The sequence below is a fragment of the Staphylococcus sp. HMSC65H10 genome, assembly GCF_001839185.1.
Lineage (GTDB): Bacteria > Bacillota > Bacilli > Staphylococcales > Staphylococcaceae > Staphylococcus > Staphylococcus simulans.
In genome coordinates this window covers 4,918-24,743 of the sequence record NZ_KV840370.1, presented here as the reverse complement: position 1 = coordinate 24,743, position 19,826 = coordinate 4,918, and the positions used below count along the sequence as shown (strand labels likewise).

Annotated in this window: 27 protein-coding genes, 1 pseudogene and 1 riboswitch; of the genes and pseudogenes, 20 read left to right on the top strand and 8 right to left on the bottom strand. The window is 34.4% G+C overall.

Features of this window, described 5'->3' with window-relative positions:
• Window positions 1-234: 234 nt before the first annotated feature.
• On the bottom strand, window positions 235-750 hold the full coding sequence (locus HMPREF3270_RS08995; protein WP_002481585.1) for a GNAT family N-acetyltransferase: 516 nt from the start codon (window positions 748-750) through the stop codon (window positions 235-237).
• A 407-nt stretch (window positions 751-1,157) separates the two neighbouring features.
• On the opposite strand from HMPREF3270_RS08995, the gene aroD reads away from it, so the two are divergent.
• Window positions 1,158-1,883, top strand: a complete 726-nt coding sequence (gene aroD, locus HMPREF3270_RS08990) for a type I 3-dehydroquinate dehydratase (protein WP_070848058.1) — start codon at window positions 1,158-1,160, stop codon at window positions 1,881-1,883.
• Between the two features lie 73 nt (window positions 1,884-1,956).
• A complete protein-coding gene (locus tag HMPREF3270_RS08985; protein WP_002481587.1) occupies window positions 1,957-2,499 on the top strand; it encodes a nitroreductase family protein in 543 nt (180 codons plus the stop codon).
• A 68-nt stretch (window positions 2,500-2,567) separates the two neighbouring features.
• Here the strand turns inward: HMPREF3270_RS08985 and HMPREF3270_RS08980 are convergent, their stop codons facing one another.
• Window positions 2,568-2,888: a thioredoxin family protein gene (locus HMPREF3270_RS08980; RefSeq protein ID WP_070848055.1), complete on the bottom strand. Its 321-nt coding sequence runs from the start codon at window positions 2,886-2,888 to the stop codon at window positions 2,568-2,570.
• Between the two features lie 142 nt (window positions 2,889-3,030).
• Between HMPREF3270_RS08980 and HMPREF3270_RS08975 the strand changes: the two genes are divergently transcribed.
• From HMPREF3270_RS08975 to sufB, 12 genes are all read left to right on the top strand, one after another.
• Window positions 3,031-3,387, top strand: a complete 357-nt coding sequence (locus tag HMPREF3270_RS08975; protein ID WP_070848051.1) for an arsenate reductase family protein — start codon at window positions 3,031-3,033, stop codon at window positions 3,385-3,387.
• Between the two features lie 154 nt (window positions 3,388-3,541).
• Window positions 3,542-3,922: a glycine cleavage system protein GcvH gene (gene gcvH, locus HMPREF3270_RS08970; protein ID WP_002481590.1), complete on the top strand. Its 381-nt coding sequence runs from the start codon at window positions 3,542-3,544 to the stop codon at window positions 3,920-3,922.
• Between the two features lie 291 nt (window positions 3,923-4,213).
• Window positions 4,214-4,576: a toprim domain-containing protein gene (locus HMPREF3270_RS08965; RefSeq protein WP_002481591.1), complete on the top strand. Its 363-nt coding sequence runs from the start codon at window positions 4,214-4,216 to the stop codon at window positions 4,574-4,576.
• Window positions 4,573-4,869: a thioredoxin family protein gene (locus HMPREF3270_RS08960; protein WP_002481592.1), complete on the top strand. Its 297-nt coding sequence runs from the start codon at window positions 4,573-4,575 to the stop codon at window positions 4,867-4,869. Before HMPREF3270_RS08965 ends, HMPREF3270_RS08960 begins: the two co-directional genes overlap by 4 nt.
• 53 nt (window positions 4,870-4,922) lie before the next feature.
• Window positions 4,923-5,031: riboswitch (SAM riboswitch) on the top strand.
• 100 nt (window positions 5,032-5,131) lie between these two features.
• Window positions 5,132-6,157 carry a methionine ABC transporter ATP-binding protein gene (locus HMPREF3270_RS08955; protein WP_002481593.1) on the top strand — a complete coding sequence of 342 codons (1,026 nt, stop codon included), beginning with the start codon at window positions 5,132-5,134 and terminating at the stop codon, window positions 6,155-6,157.
• Window positions 6,150-6,845 (top strand): methionine ABC transporter permease, encoded by a 696-nt coding sequence (locus HMPREF3270_RS08950; protein ID WP_002481594.1) that lies wholly within the window; start codon window positions 6,150-6,152, stop codon window positions 6,843-6,845. Before HMPREF3270_RS08955 ends, HMPREF3270_RS08950 begins: the two co-directional genes overlap by 8 nt.
• 24 nt (window positions 6,846-6,869) lie before the next feature.
• Complete coding sequence (locus tag HMPREF3270_RS08945; protein ID WP_002481595.1) at window positions 6,870-7,697, top strand: MetQ/NlpA family ABC transporter substrate-binding protein; 828 nt, start codon at window positions 6,870-6,872, stop codon at window positions 7,695-7,697.
• 359 nt (window positions 7,698-8,056) lie between these two features.
• Window positions 8,057-8,815 (top strand): Fe-S cluster assembly ATPase SufC, encoded by a 759-nt coding sequence (gene sufC / locus HMPREF3270_RS08940; protein ID WP_002481612.1) that lies wholly within the window; start codon window positions 8,057-8,059, stop codon window positions 8,813-8,815.
• A gap of 65 nt (window positions 8,816-8,880) precedes the next feature.
• Entirely contained in the window at window positions 8,881-10,188 is a 1,308-nt protein-coding gene (gene sufD, locus HMPREF3270_RS08935) for a Fe-S cluster assembly protein SufD (RefSeq protein ID WP_057510817.1), read from the top strand.
• Window positions 10,189-10,377: 189 nt separating this feature from the next.
• Window positions 10,378-11,628, top strand: a complete 1,251-nt coding sequence (locus HMPREF3270_RS08930; RefSeq protein ID WP_023015333.1) for a cysteine desulfurase — start codon at window positions 10,378-10,380, stop codon at window positions 11,626-11,628.
• Window positions 11,618-12,088, top strand: coding sequence for a Fe-S cluster assembly sulfur transfer protein SufU (sufU, locus tag HMPREF3270_RS08925; protein WP_023015332.1), 471 nt, complete (start codon window positions 11,618-11,620; stop codon window positions 12,086-12,088). The genes HMPREF3270_RS08930 and sufU overlap by 11 nt, the downstream gene beginning before the upstream one ends.
• Before the next feature lie 198 nt (window positions 12,089-12,286).
• Window positions 12,287-13,684 (top strand): Fe-S cluster assembly protein SufB, encoded by a 1,398-nt coding sequence (sufB, locus tag HMPREF3270_RS08920; RefSeq protein WP_002481616.1) that lies wholly within the window; start codon window positions 12,287-12,289, stop codon window positions 13,682-13,684.
• A gap of 67 nt (window positions 13,685-13,751) precedes the next feature.
• Here sufB and HMPREF3270_RS08915 read toward each other — a convergent pair whose 3' ends face one another.
• The 5 genes from HMPREF3270_RS08915 to HMPREF3270_RS08895 all read right to left on the bottom strand — a co-directional run bounded on the left by HMPREF3270_RS08915 (window position 13,752) and on the right by HMPREF3270_RS08895 (window position 17,030).
• Window positions 13,752-14,801, bottom strand: a complete 1,050-nt coding sequence (locus HMPREF3270_RS08915; RefSeq protein ID WP_070867244.1) for a site-specific integrase — start codon at window positions 14,799-14,801, stop codon at window positions 13,752-13,754.
• An 88-nt stretch (window positions 14,802-14,889) separates the two neighbouring features.
• Window positions 14,890-15,123, bottom strand: a complete 234-nt coding sequence (locus HMPREF3270_RS08910) for a hypothetical protein (RefSeq protein ID WP_070848045.1) — start codon at window positions 15,121-15,123, stop codon at window positions 14,890-14,892.
• A 274-nt stretch (window positions 15,124-15,397) separates the two neighbouring features.
• Entirely contained in the window at window positions 15,398-15,580 is a 183-nt protein-coding gene (locus HMPREF3270_RS08905; RefSeq protein ID WP_070463375.1) for a hypothetical protein, read from the bottom strand.
• Window positions 15,581-15,675: 95 nt separating this feature from the next.
• A complete protein-coding gene (locus HMPREF3270_RS08900; RefSeq protein ID WP_070848042.1) occupies window positions 15,676-16,269 on the bottom strand; it encodes a hypothetical protein in 594 nt (197 codons plus the stop codon).
• Between the two features lie 59 nt (window positions 16,270-16,328).
• The gene (locus tag HMPREF3270_RS08895) at window positions 16,329-17,030 is read right to left on the bottom strand and encodes a helix-turn-helix domain-containing protein (RefSeq protein WP_070848040.1); all 702 of its coding nucleotides are present in this window, start codon (window positions 17,028-17,030) and stop codon (window positions 16,329-16,331) included.
• A gap of 134 nt (window positions 17,031-17,164) precedes the next feature.
• On the opposite strand from HMPREF3270_RS08895, the gene HMPREF3270_RS08890 reads away from it, so the two are divergent.
• The 3 genes from HMPREF3270_RS08890 to HMPREF3270_RS08880 are packed head-to-tail and all read left to right on the top strand — an operon-like array spanning window position 17,165 to window position 18,422.
• On the top strand, window positions 17,165-17,404 hold the full coding sequence (locus HMPREF3270_RS08890; RefSeq protein ID WP_256324362.1) for a helix-turn-helix transcriptional regulator: 240 nt from the start codon (window positions 17,165-17,167) through the stop codon (window positions 17,402-17,404).
• A 50-nt stretch (window positions 17,405-17,454) separates the two neighbouring features.
• Window positions 17,455-18,207 carry a phage antirepressor KilAC domain-containing protein gene (locus HMPREF3270_RS08885; RefSeq protein ID WP_070626471.1) on the top strand — a complete coding sequence of 251 codons (753 nt, stop codon included), beginning with the start codon at window positions 17,455-17,457 and terminating at the stop codon, window positions 18,205-18,207.
• A 14-nt stretch (window positions 18,208-18,221) separates the two neighbouring features.
• On the top strand, window positions 18,222-18,422 hold the full coding sequence (locus tag HMPREF3270_RS08880) for a hypothetical protein (protein WP_070848638.1): 201 nt from the start codon (window positions 18,222-18,224) through the stop codon (window positions 18,420-18,422).
• Here the strand turns inward: HMPREF3270_RS08880 and HMPREF3270_RS08875 are convergent.
• Window positions 18,406-18,660, bottom strand: a complete 255-nt coding sequence (locus HMPREF3270_RS08875) for a hypothetical protein (protein ID WP_070848626.1) — start codon at window positions 18,658-18,660, stop codon at window positions 18,406-18,408. The two genes, HMPREF3270_RS08880 and HMPREF3270_RS08875, sit on opposite strands and share 17 nt — an antisense overlap.
• Before the next feature lie 59 nt (window positions 18,661-18,719).
• Between HMPREF3270_RS08875 and HMPREF3270_RS08870 the strand changes: the two are divergent.
• The 3 genes and pseudogenes from HMPREF3270_RS08870 to HMPREF3270_RS08860 all read left to right on the top strand — a co-directional run.
• A pseudogene (locus HMPREF3270_RS08870) lies at window positions 18,720-19,022 on the top strand (Rha family transcriptional regulator); the annotation flags it as partial.
• A gap of 48 nt (window positions 19,023-19,070) precedes the next feature.
• Window positions 19,071-19,385, top strand: coding sequence for a hypothetical protein (locus tag HMPREF3270_RS08865; RefSeq protein WP_070848627.1), 315 nt, complete (start codon window positions 19,071-19,073; stop codon window positions 19,383-19,385).
• Between the two features lie 46 nt (window positions 19,386-19,431).
• Window positions 19,432-19,692, top strand: coding sequence for a hypothetical protein (locus tag HMPREF3270_RS08860; protein ID WP_070848628.1), 261 nt, complete (start codon window positions 19,432-19,434; stop codon window positions 19,690-19,692).
• The last annotated feature ends 134 nt before the right edge of the window (window positions 19,693-19,826 follow it).

The window sequence follows — 19,826 nt, the reverse complement described above, 5'->3', positions numbered from 1 at the left end:
ATTATCACCAGTCCTAAATAGTATAGAGCCAAAATTGTGCACTTGCTTTTCTTATAGATAAAAATAAATCGTAAAAATTACGATTTATGGTTTACAAATGACGAAACGTCATGTAATATAAAACGTAACCGTTACGATTTACGGTCACTTAATTACAACTTACTTTACTTAATCAATTCGGTACACGGGAATGTACCGAATTTTTTTGCGTTCATTAGTGTTTTTCACAACGTATTAATTAACGTCTGCAGCCTTTTTAATAGGATAGATCAACCAATGCTCATCAATATATTCATCGCCATATTTACGAGAATTCGTTTCAAAACCTATTTTTGAGAAACCGTACTCACTATAGAAAGTCAGTGCACTGATATTATTTGAAGCAACAGGGGCCATAATTTTCTCAATTTGAAGTTCAGTACAAAAGTTTGCGACAGTATTTAATAACTTCTCATCCAAATGGTCAATATCCTTCACATACATATTTTCAATTATAGCTTTATGTTGTGTTCCAACTATAATTGGATGGAATAATGTCAAAGCTCCCACTAATTCATTATTAAAAAATACACCGAACAGATATTGTGCATTGTTATTGGCGTCTATCAACTTTTTGAAATATTCCCTGCACACTTTGTCCTCATCATAAATCGCCCAAGTATAAATATTTTTTGGATCACTTGTAGCTTCTTTAAATAGCTGATAGACCTCTTCTAAATCATCAGGATTTAGTAATCTAATTTCTTTCATGGATTTAACACCTCTCTTATGACTTTCTTAACTTTTGCTTAAATTTAATAATGTGGTCATTATTGATAAGTTTAATTTAATATTATTATATACTTTTAATCAAAGCAACACTTAATAGGTGTCCCTAAGAAAAAAGTAAAGTTTGAAAAGCGATTGTTCACAATATTGGACGATTTTAACGAAAATATATGGTATATCAAAAAGCTAATCTTATTTTAAAGTAGTTTTTAATCACACCATGAATATTTCGCCAATAAAATATCTGCAAACTTTTAATATGAAACTGTCTAATGATTGGTAGTTTAAAAGTATAAAATAACGCGCATTACACTCTAATACGCTGACTAATGTTAAAGTATTATTAAAGAAACAAACTGGCCATATTATATAAGCAAGGGGTAGATAGGATGACGCAAGTGGAAATTGCTGTAACGATAGCACCAGAAGCTGACATAACACAGAAGTTGCAAACGGAGTTGATTGAAGCGCAAGCAGCCATCGATATAATTGAACTAAGAATTGACCAACGTCAAACGATTGAAATTGCTGAGATTGAAACACTTATTGCCGCGTTACGAAAAAGTCTTCCTAAAGTTAAGCTGTTAATCACATATCGCACAGCTTCTCAAGGTGGAAATGGCAATAAAGCGCAAGAATCTTATTATGCGCTATTACAAGAATTAATGCAAGTTCAAGGTTATGACATGATTGATATTGAATGGGAAGAAGCGTATAAGGAAAAAATCACTGAATTAGTGGCTGAAGCGCAAGCAGCAGGTTTAGAAGTGGTACTGTCTCAACATGATTTTGAAGAAACACCAGCAATTGAACAATTGAAATTCACTTATTTTAAAATGAGTAAAACAGAAGCTGATTATCTAAAACTAGCAGTAATGCCAAAAGATCCTGAAGATGTGACCTATCTGTTAGATGCACTCTATGTATCTTCTCAAAGTGTCAAAATGAAAGTAGTAGGTATATCTATGTCTCATCTTGGTTTAGTATCAAGAACGGCCCAAGGTGTATTTGGTGGAAGTATTTCTTATGGTTGCTTGGGAGAGCCGCAAGCGCCAGGACAAATACATGTTACTAAATTAAAAGAAATTTTGACATTATACGAATCAAACAAATAATTTGATATAATATGTATTTCAATCTATACTGTAATTGATAATGGTTATCATTAATATAAAGGAGAGTTAGATTGTGGAATTAAGAGATGCAATTTCATCAAGAAGAAGTGTGAAGATATTCGACCATGATATGCATATAGATGATACAGCGCTATATGAAGCACTAAAACTCTCTACAGATGCACCAAATCATGGGATGAGAGAACCATGGAGAATCATTCATGTCTCAAAGGACAGACTAGGGGATTTAAGTCGAACTGTTTCTCGTTATGCATTTAGAAATGAACCAGAGAAACAACAAAGTCACTATGATGCAGTGACAAAATTGGGTGGATTACTCGTATTAATTGTAAAACGAGATCCTAGACAAAAAGAAAATCTTGAAAATCATCTGGCATTCGGTGCTTATGCACAAAACTTGATGTTGCTGTTGCATGAAGCGGGTATCGGTACGTGCTGGAAGACACCGCCATATATTTTCATGCCTAAAGTGAGAAAAGTAATAGGTGTTGAAGATGATGAAGATTTAGTTGGATTTTTATATCTTACTGATATGGACACGAAGATTCCTCCAAAGAAACCACGTCACACTGAGAACTTTATTTCAGAGTATTAATTATATGAGTAAAGCCAAGCTGAAATCAGCTTGGCTTTATTTAGTCTATATTAAGTTATTTAAATGACTTAATTAAATGTTTCACTTAAGAAGTCTTCAACTTGCTCTGGTGATTTAGCATTTGCTGAGTGCAAGTGTGCTGTTTTTTCACCGTTTTTGAAAACAAGTAAACTTGGAATACCCATTACTTCGTAATCTTGAGCAACATCTTCTAATTCGTCACGATTTACGTTGTACCATTTATAGTCGTTGTATTTTTCAACAATTGGATCAATCCACATATCCATTGCGCGACAATCAGGACACCATCCTGCTTCGAATTTAATAATCACAGGTTCGTTACTTTCGATAATTTTATCGAAATCTTCACGTGTTTTAATTGCTTCCATTTTCATTTCGCTCCTTTTTCTAATCCTATTATATATATTATAGCGAATTTGAACGTAAATTTAAAAATATTAAACCGACAATTTAAAGCGTTATTTTTAGAAATTTGGTATATTAGACATAATAGTTAAAGGAGGTCAAAAGATGATTAGATTTTATCAGTACCAAAACTGTACGACATGCAAGAAAGCAGCAAAATTTTTAGATGAATATGGTGTAAGTTATGAACCTATCGACATCGTAGAACTAAACCCTAATAAAAGAGAACTACAAGATATTATTGATAAAACCGGCGTTGAAATTGATAAGCTATTCAATAAACGCGGAGGTAAGTATCGTGAACTAGGTCTGAAAGATAGACTTGACAGTTTGTCTGATGATGAAAAACTAGATTTATTGGCTTCTGACGGAATGCTTGTTAAAAGACCACTTGCGGTTTCAGGCAATAAAATCACACTTGGTTTCAACGAACAAGAGTACAAAGATACTTGGGTAAACTAATTTATAGTCATTATAGGTAGTAAATATCTTATTGATATGCGCTTTATTTACACAAAAAATTAAAAAACTACAAGATGTCTATAAATAGTTGAATGAAAAGGTTTCATATGGCATCATAAAAGAGTATTCATTTATTAATTAGGAGGGGATTCGTGTGGCAGTGCCAGAGGAATTAAAATATTCAAAAGAACATGAATGGGTTAAAGTTGAGGACGATACAGTAACTATCGGTATCACTGAATACGCACAAGGAGAACTTGGTGACATCGTATTCGTTGAATTACCAGAAACTGACGATGATATCGAAGAGGGCGAATCTTTCGGAAGTGTAGAATCAGTTAAAACTGTTTCTGAATTATACGCACCAGTTTCAGGAACTGTAGTTGAAGTCAACGAAGAATTAGAAGACAGTCCAGAATTCGTAAATGAATCACCATACGAAAAAGCATGGATGGTTAAAGTAAAATTAAATGACACAAGCCAATTAGATGATTTATTATCAGCTGATCAATACAAAGAAATGATCGGTGAATAATCGGCTTTAAAAATCAAACTCCAAGATACTTTGTATTTTGGGGTTATTTTTTATTTGAAATAGGCTATAACAAACTAGAGCGCTAAAGTGCTGAACCTTTACAGCTGAATAATACATAATTTATCGTGTTTATTTAGTTGTTAAACAAGTTGCGTGTCTTTAAAACAACACCTGCGTTACAATGAAAGTATCAACTTACGCAACAATTTTATATAAGTTGGCAGAACCTAAGCATTTACGTTTGCGAGTAATGAAGCAATGATATCACGAGAGTATTGGAGTGTAGTGAATATGGCATTGTTAGAAAAAGTAATCGTTGTTGAAGGTAAAACAGATAAAAAGCGTGTACAAGAAGTGATTGATGAGCCGGTACAAATTATTTGTACGCACGGCACAATGGGCATTGATAAACTTGACGATATGATAGAACATTTATATGAACGTCCTGTCTATATATTAGTGGATGCAGATAAAGAAGGCCGTCGCATCCGTCAATGGTTCAAACATTATCTATCAGAAAGTGAACATATCTTTGTCGATAGAACTTATTCTGAAGTCGCACGTTGTCCGCGCCCTTATCTTGCCAAAGTGCTTAGAAATCATGGCTTTATGGTAAAAGGTGAAGCACCCGTGAAAGGATTAGTTTATAAATGAACGTTAAGCAAGAAATTACAGATATCAAACAAAACTTTGATCAAGACAAGCACTTGATTTTCGGTTACACACCGATGTGTGGAACATGTAAAGTTTCAGAGAGAATGTTAGATATAGCTAATGAAATTTTACAGCTTCCGTTGGTCAAAGCAGATTTGAATTTCCATCCTGACTTCAGTGAAGCTTATCAAATTCAATCTGTTCCTGTTTTGTTAGTGATGTCGAAAGATAAGGAGATAGACCGTATTTACGCATTTCAGTCTGTTCCTTATTTGTTAGAAAATTTAAAATAGTTGTTGACTACTTCTGAGTGAAGTGGTAGGATAAATATCAATTAAATAGTTATCTCTTATCAAGAGAGGTGGAGGGATGTGCCCGACGAAACCCGGCAACCGTCTTATTTATAAGAAATGGTGCCAATTCACAAAAAGTTGAACTGCTTTTGAAGATGAGAGAAAGAAATTTCAAATTGCTTTCTCTTTAATGCTCATAGCAGCGATAAGGGAAAGCTTTTTTAATTTGTAGGTAGGTATTGCAAGGAAAGGGGAGAATGTAGTGATTCAACTGAAGCAAATCGTCAAAAGATATAAGACGAAACACCAAGAAGTACTGGCAGTTGATCATGTCGATTTAGATGTGTCGGAAGGTACCATTTACGGTGTCATCGGGTTTTCAGGTGCCGGTAAAAGTACACTTGTCAGAATTTTAAATTATTTAGAAGAACCAACATCAGGTCAAGTCATAATAGATGGAGATGAATTAGGACAACTCAGCAAAGCGCAACTAAGGAAAAAGCGTCAAAAGGTAAGTATGATATTCCAACACTTCAACTTATTATGGTCTAGAACAGTGTTAGATAATATTAAGTTTCCGTTGGAAATTGCTGGCGTGGATAAAGCGGCAGCTGAAAAAAGAGCGGAAGAATTAGTTGAGCTTGTAGGACTCAAAGGACGAGAAAAAGCATATCCGTCAGAGTTATCTGGTGGTCAAAAACAAAGGGTTGGTATCGCACGTGCCTTAGCCAACGATCCAAAAGTATTACTTTGTGATGAAGCTACAAGTGCTTTAGATCCTCAAACAACAGATGAAATTTTAGAACTCTTATTAAAAATCAGAAAAGAAGAAGATTTAACAATCGTGATTATCACACATGAAATGAATGTGATTCGCCAAATCTGCGACGAAGTTGCAGTAATGGAAAATGGTAAGGTCATCGAACGCGGTGAAGTTAAAGAAGTGTTTGAAAACCCTAAACATCAAGTGACGAAACGTTTCGTTAAAGAAGGCTTGAATGACCAATTTGATGAATCAATTCAGGAACTGATTCCAGAGTCGACAAACGGTTATATTGTACGTTTGAACTTCGTAGGTGAAGAGACGACAGAACCGATTGTGTCATATATCACTCAAAAATATAATCTGAATGTGAACATACTAGAAGCGAATATCCGCCATTCGAAAAGCGGACCAATCGGTTTTCTAATTGTACATATTGCAGACTTGAAAACTGAATTTTTTGATGATTTTAAAAACGAATTAGAGAATCGTAATGTAGGTGTGGAGGTGGTTCGTAATGGATAAATCGTTCAGTGATATATTACGTGAAATGGTCACAATGCCGAATGTTCAATGGGACCAAGTTTGGCTGGCTACATACGAAACACTCTATATGACAGCCATTTCTACAATTTTTGCGTTCGTGATCGGTTTAATTCTAGGCGTACTATTATTCCTAACAGCTAAGAGTAAATCACCGACAGCAAAAGTGTTTTATCAAATCGTGTCATTTATTGTGAACTTATTCAGAGCAATTCCATTCATCATTTTAATCTTGCTGTTGATTCCGTTCACAAGTTTATTACTTGGCACAATCAGTGGTCCGACAGGAGCACTTCCAGCATTAGTTATTGGTGCGGCTCCATTCTATGCACGTTTAGTGGAAATCGCATTTAAAGAAATTGATAAAGGCGTTATTGAAGCAGCGCGTTCTATGGGAGCAAACACATGGACGATTATTCGTAAAGTGTTAATTCCAGAATCACGTCCTGCCTTGATTTCAGGTATTACAGTTACTGCAATCGCATTAGTAGGTTCTACTGCAGTTGCCGGTGTAATCGGTGCAGGCGGTTTAGGTAACTTAGCATATTTAACTGGTTTTACTCGAAACCAAAATGATGTCATTTTAGTTTCAACAATCTTTATTTTAGTGTTTGTGTTCATCATTCAATTTGTGGGTGATTGGGCTACAAATAAAATTGATAAACGTTAATTCTATTTTGAAAGGATCAATCCAATGAAAAAAATTATTAGTATTTTAGCGGTTTTAGTATTAACTGTAGTTTTAGCAGCATGTGGCAGTAAGGATAAATCAGCAGGAGGCGAAGATTCTAAAACAATCACAGTTGGTGCTTCACCAGCGCCTCACGCTGAACTTTTAGAACAAGCTAAACCTATCTTGAAAAAAGAAGGTTATGACTTGAAAATCAAAACAATCAACGACTATACAACACCTAACAAGTTAGTAAACAGCGGTGAATTGGATGCGAACTTCTTCCAACACACACCTTATTTAAACACTGAGAAAAAAGATAAAGGGTACAAATTAGTATCTGTTGGTAACGTTCACTTAGAACCAATGGCTGTATACTCTAAAAAATATAAAAGCTTAAAAGAATTGCCAAAAGGTGCAACAGTTTATGTTTCTAACAACCCAGCTGAAGAAGGACGTTTCTTGAAATTCTTCGTTGACGAAGGTTTAATCAAATTGAAAAAAGGCGTTAAAATCCAAGATGCACACTTCAGTGATATCGTAGAAAACAAAAAAGATATCAAATTCAACAACAAACAATCAGCTGAATATTTACCAAAAATCTATCAAAACGAAGATGTTGATGCAGCAATTATCAACTCTAACTTCGCTATTGAACAAAAGTTAAGCCCTAAAAAAGACTCAATCGCTCTTGAAAAACCTGAAAATAACCCATACGCAAACTTAGTAGCGGTTAAAGAAGGTCATGAAAAAGATAAAAAAATCAAAGCTTTAATCAAAGCATTACAATCTCAAGATATTAAAGATTACATCAACAAAAAATATGATGGTGCTGTGATCCCAGCTGAATAAGAAATTATTAATCACTCTCAAGTATAGATGCTTGGGAGTGATTTTTTGCGTCTATTAATAGTATAGGAAGCAAGGATACCCTATCATAATATGTGACAAAGATATGGGTAATGATAATAGAAGGACAGAAAATGAGAATCAGTAGCTTTGAAATTCGTGCAACATTTCACATTGAAACGCTTTAACGAAACTCATTACAATTTAAGAATTCTTTTTATTTAGGTACTTAAAAGGTTTATTCTGGGGTTTAATTGCGTTATAATTTATAAATGTACCAATGTAGTGCAGTTTTGACTACAGATTAAAATTATTATAAACTAGTAATTGAAATACTATTTATGTTTACGGAGGGACTTTTAATGCCATCAACATTGGAGATTAAAGACTTACACGTGTCTATTGAGGATAAAGAAATTTTAAAAGGTGTTAACTTAACAATTAACACGGGAGAAATTCATGCAGTTATGGGACCTAACGGTACTGGTAAATCTACTTTATCAGCAGCAATCATGGGTCACCCAGCTTTCACAGTAACTAAAGGTGAAGTATTACTTGACGGTGTTAACGTTTTAGAATTAGACGTTGACGAACGTGCAAAAGCAGGTTTATTCCTAGCTATGCAATATCCATCAGAAATTACTGGTGTTACAAACGCAGACTTCATGCGTTCAGCAATTAATGCGAAACGTGAAGAAGGTAAAGAAATCAACTTAATGCAATTCATTAAGAAATTAGATAAAGAAATGGAATTCCTAGATATGGATCCAGACATGGCGCAACGTTACCTTAACGAAGGTTTCTCAGGCGGCGAGAAAAAACGTAACGAAATTTTACAATTAATGATGTTACAACCTAAATTCGCTATCCTAGACGAAATTGACTCAGGTTTAGATATCGATGCGTTAAAAGTTGTGTCTAAAGGTATCAACGAAATGCGTGGAGATGACTTCGGTTCATTAATCATTACGCACTATCAACGTTTATTAAACTACATTACACCTGATTTCGTACACGTTATGTACAACGGTAAAATCGTTAAAACTGGTGGTCCAGAATTAGCACATCGTTTAGAAAATGAAGGTTATGAATGGGTTAAAGAAGAATTCAGCGAAGCGTAAATCATTTACGTAAAGAAGAAACAACCGATTAAATGTTATAAGTATCGTTAGGAGGATATTAAGTTATGACGACTGAAACTTTGAACATTTCTGAAGCAGAACTTGTTGAGTATTCACAAGCCCAAAATGAACCTTCTTGGATGACAGAATTACGTAAAGAAGCGTTGAAACTAACTGAAACTTTAGAAATGCCAAAACCAGATAAAACTAAAATCACAAAATGGGATTTCGACTCATTTAAACAATTCGAAACAAAAGCTGAAACTTATCAAGATATCAGTGAAATTCCAGATTCAATTGAAAAAATCATTGATGTTGAAAAAACTGAAAACTTAGTGATTCAACACAATAATACACTTGCTTATACACGCGTTTCAGAAGAAGCGAAAAAAGACGGTGTAATTATTGAAGGCTTAGCAGATGCTTTAGTGAATCATGGAGATTTAGTTCAAAAATATTTGATGAAAGATGCGGTTAACGTAGATGAACACCGTTTAACAGCGTTGCATACTGCATTAATCAATGGCGGCTTATTCGTATATGTACCGAAAAATGTAGTCGTTGAACATCCAATTCAATATGTAGTTTTACATGATGATGAAAATGCAAGCTTCTTCAATCACGTTATTATTGTGACTGAACAAAGTGCAGAAGTGACTTATGTTGAAAACTACTTGTCAGATGCAAGTGGCGAAGGCAATCAAGTGAACATTGTTTCTGAAGTGATTGCTGGTGCGAACTCTAAAATCACTTATGGTGCAGTAGACTATTTAGATAAAGGTTTCACTAGCCATATTATTCGTCGTGGTATTACTGAAGCGGATGCATCAATTAACTGGGCACTTGGATTAATGAACAAAGGTAACCAAATTATTGATAACACAACTAATTTAATTGGGGACCGTTCTACAAGTGTATTAAAATCAGTAGCAGTAGGTACTGGAGATCAAAAATCAAACGTAACATCTAAAATCGTTCAATACGGTAAAGAAACAGATGGTTACATTCTTAAACACGGTGTAGTTGAAGAAGCAGCGACTATTATCTTTAATGGTATCGGTTATATCAAACACGGTGGTTCAAAATCAGTTGCGAACCAAGAATCACGTGTATTAATGCTTTCTGAAAAAGCACGCGGAGATGCGAACCCAATTCTATTAATCGATGAAGATGACGTAGAAGCAGGTCACGCAGCTTCAGTTGGTCGTGTTGATGACGAACAACTTTACTATTTAATGAGTCGTGGTATTTCTCAACAAGAAGCTGAACGTTTAATTATTCATGGTTTCTTAGATCCAGTAGTAAGAGAACTGCCAATAGAAGATGTAAAACGTCAATTACGTGACGTTATTGAATTAAGAGTATCAAAATAAAAAGTATAAGCTAGGCAGGAGAGATTAAAAACAGGAGGAAGTCAGCTGATGATATGTGCATCACTGCGTCGTATTCCTCCTTCTCTTTACGCTTTTGAATAACCTGTTCGCAGTCAATTATTATTCATTAAATCCTGTCAGCTTGTAAGTTATTTTGTACGACAAGTGATTATTAATGAAGAAAGGTCTGTGGATATAGTGGCCGAAACAACACTAAATGTTAATGAAGTTATTGAAGATTTTCCAATCTTGAAACAACAAGTCAATGGCAAACGCTTAGCTTATTTAGATACAACAGCGACAAGTCAAACACCACTTCAAGTAATCGAAGCGATTGACGATTATTATAAACGTTACAATTCTAATGTGCATCGTGGTGTACACACACTCGGCTCATTAGCAACAGATGGTTATGAAGGTGCACGCGAAACAGTAAGACGTTTCATTAATGCACGTTACTTTGAAGAAATTATTTTCACAAGAGGTACAACAGCTTCTATTAACTTAGTCGCACGTAGTTATGGTGATGCGAATGTTTCAGAAGGCGATGAAATTGTCGTAACTGAAATGGAACATCATGCTAACATCGTACCTTGGCAAGAATTAGCACGCCGTAAAGGTGCAACTTTAAAATTCATCCCGATGACAGAAACAGGTGAATTAAACATCGAAGATGTGAAAGCCACAATTAATGACAACACTAAAATTGTAGCGATTGCACATGTATCTAACGTTTTAGGTACAATCAACGATGTGAAAGAAATTGCGAAAGTTGCGCATGAACATGGTGCAATTATCAGTGTGGACGGTGCACAAGCAGCACCACACATGAAAATTGATGTGCAAGATTTAGATGTAGACTTTTACAGTTTCAGTGGACACAAAATGCTTGGTCCTACAGGTATTGGTGTCTTATATGGTAAACGCGGTCTGCTTAAAGATATGGAACCTATCGAATACGGCGGTGACATGATTGACTTCGTAGGTAAATATGAAGCAACTTGGACAGACTTGCCAACAAAATTCGAAGCAGGTACACCTTTAATTGCACAAGCTATTGGCTTAGCTGAAGCAATTAAATACCTTGAAAACATTGGTTTTGATGCGATTCATCAACATGAAAAAGAGTTGACTGAATATGCATACGAACAAATGGATGCGATTGAAGACTTAGAAATCTATGGTCCGCCAAAAGACAGACGTGCTGGTGTAATTACTTTCAACTTGAAAGACATTCATCCACATGACGTTGCGACGGCTTTAGACACAGAAGGTGTTGCTGTACGTGCAGGACATCACTGTGCACAACCATTAATGAAATGGTTGAATCAATCTTCAACAGCAAGAGCAAGTTTCTATATCTATAATACAAAAGAAGACATTGATCAATTAATTTACGCTTTAAACCAAACGAAGGAGTTTTTCTCATATGAATTTTAATAATTTAGATCAACTATATAGATCTGTAATTATGGACCATTATAAAAATCCGAGAAACAAAGGTAAATTAGATAACGGCTCTTTAACTGTTGATATGAATAACCCAACATGCGGAGACCGAATTCACCTTACTTTCGATATTGTTGATGGCATTATTGAGGATGCTAAATTTGATGGTGAAGGTTGTTCAATTTCAATGTCTAGTGCATCTATGATGACTGAAGCAGTTAAAGGTCATTCGTTAAAAGAAGCATTAGAAATGAGTCAAGAATTTTCTAAAATGATGCTTGGCGAAGATTATGAATTAACTGAAGATATGGGAGATATTGAAGCATTACAAGGTGTTTCTCAATTCCCTGCACGTATTAAATGTGCAACACTTGCTTGGAAAGCTTTAGAAAAAGGTACTGTGGAACGTGAAGGTCAAGCAGATACTGATTCTGAAGAAAATGCAAAGTAAGCACCCATAACGGGTAAAGAATAAGTAACTGGCAAGGTGGTTTCTAACTTGTCAGTTCCATGGTAGACTGGTTTATACAAGTAGCAATATTCAATAGAATGTTGTGAAAGCTATAAATCATCATGAAGTTCTATCAATTGATTGAAATATTGCCACGTGTCTATGTATCGTGTTGATTATATAAAAGGAGTGATTGAAATGGCTAAAAAAGCACCTGATGTTGGGGATTACAAATATGGTTTCCACGACGATGATGTGTCCATTTTCAGATCAGAACGCGGATTAACAGAAAATATCGTAACTGAGATTTCAAAAATGAAAGAAGAACCTCAATGGATGTTAGACTTCCGTCTAAAATCTTTAGAGTTATTCTATAAAATGCCAATGCCACAATGGGGCGGCGACTTGTCAGAGTTAAACTTTGACGATATCACTTACTATGTAAAACCTTCTGAACAAGCAGAACGTTCATGGGACGAAGTACCTGAAGAAATCAAACGTACTTTCGACCGTTTAGGTATTCCTGAAGCAGAGCAAAAATATCTTGCTGGGGTTTCTGCACAATATGAATCAGAAGTTGTTTACCAAAACATGGAAGCTGAATTAGAAGAGAAAGGTGTTGTCTTCAAAGACACTGACTCTGCATTACGTGAAAACGAAGAATTATTCAAAGAATACTTCGCTTCAGTAGTTCCAGCTGCAGATAACAAATTTGCAGCATTGAACTCAGCAGTATGGTCAGGTGGTTCATTCATTTATATTCCTAAGAATATTAAATTAGATACACCACTACAAGCATACTTCCGTATTAACTCAGAAAACATGGGTCAATTCGAACGTACTTTAATCATCGCTGATGAAGGTGCTTCAGTGCACTACGTTGAAGGTTGTACAGCACCTGTGTACACTACAAACTCACTACACTCAGCTGTAGTTGAAATCATTGTACACAAAGATGCACACGTTCGTTATACTACAATTCAAAACTGGGCTAACAACGTTTATAACTTAGTTACAAAACGTACTTTAGTTCATGAGAATGGTAACATGGAATGGGTTGACGGTAACTTAGGTTCTAAGTTGACTATGAAATACCCTAACTGTGTATTAGCTGGTGAAGGTGCGAAAGGAAGTACACTTTCAATCGCATTAGCTGGTAAAGGACAAGTTCAAGATGCTGGTGCGAAAATGATTCACTTAGCACCAAACACATCTTCAACTATCGTCTCAAAATCTATCTCAAAAGATGGCGGTAAAGTTGTTTACCGTGGTATCGTTAAATTTGGACGTAAAGCTAAACGTGCACGTTCAAACATCGAATGCGATACGTTAATCTTAGATAACAAATCAACTTCAGATACGATTCCTTATAATGAAATTATGAACGATGACATTTCATTAGAACACGAAGCGAAAGTATCTAAAGTATCAGAAGAGCAACTCTTCTACTTGATGAGCCGTGGTATTTCAGAAGAAGAAGCAACTGAAATGATCGTAATGGGCTTCATCGAACCATTCACAAAAGAACTACCAATGGAATATGCCGTTGAAATGAACCGTCTAATCAAATTCGAAATGGAAGGTAGTATTGGATAGCTATAAACCGCGTGGTTGTGCGATTCTTATAGTAGGAAAATGGCTAATGATACCATTTTGATACCATTTACTCATCAAAAATGGCTATCGCATCATGCTTTTTCTGGGTGTATAAATGGCTGTAAGTGCCCATCGTTTCAGTGATTTGAGCGTGTCTCATGAGTGACTGTAAAACGAAAATATCTACACCATTATTCGCAAGGTATGATGCATAAGAATGTCTCAGCGTGTGTATGTTATAATGTGGGAAAGCCTTTTGAAATTTTTTATGAACATGACTATAATGTTTAGGTGCAATTCCACCAAAAATAAAATAACTACGTTCATCAAAATATTTGTTAGCTGCTTTTTCACGTTGGAAGCGATCAGCTAACATTTGGTTAATAAATTTAGGTAAGGGGACAATATCTTCAGAGCTTTCAGTTTTAGCTCTGGGGTATATAGTCCGATTAGAGATGTCCATAGTTTTGTCTATGGATATCTCTTTTTTATATTTATTAAAGTCTGTCCATACTAACGCCATTGCTTCTCCAATCCGCAAACCAGTATAAAACATCAACTTAAATAATTCTTGATAGTCTTGTTCCTCTACTTCTTTTACACGCTCATCAAATTCTTCTCTTAACATATACTTTGGTTTAGGTTTAACACGTGGAATCGGTTTAATTGAGATAGTAGGATCTATACGCAAACCGAAATATTTTTTAGCGTAGTTGATAACTACTTTGAAGCCAGACCATATTGTGCGTGCAGTGTTAGTGGAAGGGATGTTATCCATTAGATACTTTCGGAACTCTTGACACTGGTTCTGCGTAATCTTGTTCATATTAATATGTCCGAATTTATCTTTAAAGTGTCTATTGTATTCATTGATTTCACGCTTTTTAGTTTTAGGTCTTAGGTCGCTATGCTCTAAATAATGATTGAACACATAGTCAAAGGTATTTGAATCACTATAACCCTCATTAATATCATTTAAAAACGCAGCTTCCGCATATTTAGCTTCTTTTTTAGTATTATAACCTCGTTTCATTTTACGTTTATTATTACCGTAAACATCTTTATATCTGACAGAAAAATACCACTTATTTGTACTTTCATCTTTATAAACTGGCATTTTTACTCATTCCTCCTCAAAAAAGGTAAAAAATAATAAGGGTACGGTGGTGTACCCTAGAGCTATTGATTTGTTAAGTGGACATATTTTACAATTCATCATAAACATTATTGTGAATTTCAAGTTTCAAAACTTTATTGTCGGCGTCGATATAAAAGTCGCTATTGTAATTTATTTTGTTTACTTTTAACACTCCGCCGTTATCTCTTACATACAACGCAACATCGTCGTCTTGGTCGATAATTACTAGGGTATTCTCGTTGGTAAGAACTTCGTGTTCTCCTTCATATTTTACTTTAATAAGCCAGTCGTTAAATTTCATTCTGATCATTCCTTTTTATTCTTATAAATATCTATAATGTGTTAAAATAAATATGCGGGTGAAACCGCAGTGAAAACCCCTCTATTTACTAAAATTTATACCAGCTTCTTTTGCTCCCACGCTATATAGAAGCTGGTATTTTTAAATTGATTTTGGTATAATTAAAACTCTCCTAAAATAGGTGGATTTATAAACATCTCCCATTTTTTGAAAGTAGACTGCAAAACCTCGGCTATTAATATCATTAGTAGTTGAGTTTTTTGTATTACATACACTACGCTTCTTGTTCATTTTGCTCCAATTTATTAGCTATTTCTATTAACTTCTCTCTTATTTCTCTAACTGTTTGGTCTTCACTAAATACATAGCTGAAAGGTATACCTGACTCTGTCTCAGCATAAATGGTAACTAAATCTCTATAATTGTTATAAGTTAATGTATAATTTTTAATTTTCATATCATTTCACCTTTTACGTCTACTTATGTAGGCGTTATTTTTATACCAATTCGCCCCATAGTGGAGGGGTAAAAAAATAGGGCAAGTGAATGCCTTTATTCAAAACTCGAGACAATTAATTTGATAACATTTCCTTCTTCATCTAAAGAAAAAGTAACATAATACTCCTTATTTAAAGAAGGTGAATGATATATTTGTTCAGTATCGGTTTTGTTAGTCATAAATTTAGCATCATCAGCCATTAAATCTTTAGCATGTTCATTTAAAAAATTTCTATCGATATTAGGATCAATTGGTAAATCCGAAAAAGATTTTTCAGATTGTAATATCTCGTCATCGTCACCTAGTATATAAGTCATATCATCAATTACTACTACGCTATTATCATCATGTTTCTTTGTCAATTTACCATAAACAGTGTCATCTTTCGGTCTAACTTTTTTAGCTTCAGATGTTTTATCTTCTTTTTTTCTTTTTGTTGCATTTTTTTTATCGTCTTGTTTTTTAGATTGTTCATCTGTTGCTTTTTGCGTCTGTTTTTCAGCATCGTTTTTCTGTTTATCTTCATCGTTGCCAAATAATGCACTGCAACCACCAAAAACTAAAATAATTAACACAATGATACCTAAACAACCAAGACAACCTTTTTTGTTTTCGTCTTTTTTGCTCTCGATTTTCTTTTTTGACATTTTCATGTCCCCCCTTTAACAAGATTTTATATTAAACGCGTAAAGCGGTTTAATCAGTTTTACAAAACTATTTTTCCTACTACTTTCAAATCATTAAATGAACTTACTGTAATATCTTCATACTTCGGATTCAAAGAGATGAGTTTAAGATATTCCGGATGAATATCTACACGTTTGATAAAGCTTGTACCATCAAGAACCACTAAAGCGATCGTTCCGTCCTTAATGTTAGTTTCTCTTTTGATAAATGCGTATGTACCTTCTTTAATCATTGGTTCCATCGAATCACCGTTAACTAAAATGCAGAAGTCAGCACCCTTAGGCATTTCATCCTCATAAAACTCAACATCTTCCTCAATTAAATCATCAAATAATTCTTCGCCGACTACACCAGCAGCTGCAGCGTGCATACGTTTGATAGTAATAATATTTCTGTCGTTTTCAGATACTTCGTTGTTCTGTTCATCTAGTTGTTTATTAGCAAAATCTAATACATTATGCTGACGTGGAGGTGTGAGTTGGGATATAGTAGTATTGATTTCTTCAATAACTTTATTTTTATTATTTTCGCTCACTAAATCTAAGGGTTCTACACCAAAGATATTAGCGATTTCAGGTAATTTATCTAGTTTAGGACTTCTAATACCCTTCCTCCATCTTGTAACAGTTGTGCGGTTAACATCTACTAAGTTTGCTAAATCACTATCACTCATGTCTCTTTTATTCATAAGTCGCTCTAAATTTGAAGAAAATGAAGTCATTTTTTTACCTCCTTTAAACTTGTTTTTAAATTTATAACTTCATTATATGTCTTAAGTTCCAAAAATGCAACAAAAACATAAAATTATGTGTAGAGTAAAAAAAATATGTTAAAAACACTTGCAATTTTGGAACAATGGGTTTAGTATTGTTGTCAGGATGTGTTCCAAAAATGCACAAAGATTTATATAGCTCTCGTAAAACAGCTAAAAAAAATCAAGACTATATGGGAAACCTAATAGGCGTTTCAGGTCAACAATATGGAAAAAGAGAACGTGGAGAAATTCCTATTAGCTTAGATGAAGCTATGGTTTTTTCTAAAGATCTTGAGATTCCTATTCAAGAATTGTTCCCAGAATATTTTTTTATCAAATAAGTTCCAAAAATGCACAAAGAACGACAAACAACTTAATAGGAGGAAACCACATGCAAGATTTACAAACTAAACCTGACATCGGAAAGATGTTCAACATTCAAGAAAAAGAAAATGGAGAAATCGCAATCAGTGGTCGAGAACTTCATCAAGCGCTAGAAGTAAAGACAGCGTATAAAGATTGGTTCCCTAGAATGCTGAAATATGGTTTTGAAGAAAATACGGACTATACAGCTATCGCTCAAAAAAGAGCAACAGCTCAAGGCAATATGACTCACTACGTTGACCACGCACTCACACTAGACACTGCAAAAGAAATCGCAATGATACAACGCAGTGAACCAGGCAAGCGTGCAAGACAATATTTTATTCAAGTAGAAAAAGCGTGGAACAGTCCAGAAATGGTAATGCAACGTGCCTTAAAGATAGCAAACAATACAATCCTACAATTAGAAACTCAAATTGAAAAAGATAAACCGAAGATTGTATTTGCTGATGCAGTAGCTACTACTAAAACATCAATTCTGGTTGGTGAGTTAGCAAAGATTATTAAACAAAACGGTATCGATATTGGTCAGCGTAGATTGTTTGAATGGTTACGCCAAAATGGATTTCTCATTAAACGTAAGGGTGTAGATTACAACATGCCAACACAATACTCAATGGAACGAGAATTGTTTGAAATCAAAGAAACCACAATCAGTCATTCTGATGGACATACATCGATTAGTAAGACACCCAAAGTTACTGGTAAAGGACAACAATATTTTATTAACAAATTTTTGAACGAAAAACAAAACAATTAACAGGAGGAAACCACATGCAAGGACTTAAAAGAACAGCGTACCCACAGATTCATAGTATTAACGCAATGAATGATTCACTCAACGATGAACAAAAGCTACTAAAAAAAGATTTAAAAGAAGGAATTAAAAACGCCAAACTTTCATACGTAGAAATAAAAGAAGTTCTCTACCTAATAGATAGAGAACAACATTATCTAGCTAATCATCGTCGTTAGATTGGAATTGACTAAAAAAATCCTTATTAGCTTTTTCAGAATCAGCAATGTACTTTTCATACTGTTCCTTAGTTCCGCCAAGAACATATTCAGTATTGTAATAAGCTTGTCCGTTATCCAAAATATCAATCAATTTTGTGCCAACGTGAACAAGTTCCCAACCATCTTTAAGAAAGCTATTAGCAGATTTTTCAGCTACATCATCATAAAAAGTTAAAAGATGATAATAATTTTTCATAATTTATCCACCTCCTTAGGTTGATAACAATATTAAACATGAAAGGAGCATAAAACCACATGCAAGATTTACAAGTAGTAGAACATAACAATGAATTTTATGTAGACAGTCGAGAAGTAGCGGAGATGGTAGATAAAAGACACGCAAACTTAGTGAGAGATATTGAAAATTATCAAGAGTTGTTGAGTCAAAACTCAAATTTGAGTTCTGATGAATTCTTCTTAGAAAGCACTTATCAAGCAGGAACTGGTAAACAATACAAACACTATCTACTCACTAAAAAAGGTTGCGACATGGTAGCAAATAAAATGACTGGATCTAAAGGCGTTTTATTCACTGCAATGTATGTAGACGCATTTCATATAAATACGGTGTAGATATTAGCCAGTTCGAAATTTAGGAGGATTAGCATGACAAATGAAGACGCAATAAAAGTCTTAGAACTTCAACGTGAACACACCAGACTTCTAGGTCAGATTGAAGCATATAATTCAACTCTATCTAAAATTGAAGAGACAAGAGAATTGTTCAATGGATTGTTTGATGAAAAAGAAGATAAAGGCGTATATGCAGGAATAGCTGTTGTTGAAAACAAAGTGATCGCTGAGTGTCAACAAGCGATTAAAAACATCAAGGAAATTTCTAAAGAAATCGATAAACTTGCTGGAATCGAAACCGATGATACAGTTACTGACTTAGAAGAATGGAAGATGTTGAATCAGTAACAACACCTTACCCACAATCGAGCGGAATTAAAGGAGGTGAAATATATTGAGCGAAGAAGGAAAGCATGAATTGAAAGCGATATTCAATGATTATAATTATCGCTTAACTAAATCTAAATTTTTATTACTAGCTTTGAAAAAAGGAAGCTCTGATTATAATCGTTCAGTCGGCTATCTTATAAGGGCATTGAATGAGAATAACCGACCGAATGAAGAGGCTAAAACACAATCGAAATTATCAGTGCTGTTATCGATACTAGCAATGACAATATCGATAGTAGCAGCGGTATTGCAAATTTTAAGTTAAAGTTTTCGAAGAATTCTCTACCTTCGTTAGTAATATAAACATATTCATCATGAATAGGAAAGCAGCCATCAAAATCAACTATTATTTGATGAATAAATTTTTTATTTAATAAACGTTCAATGTCTCTATTATCT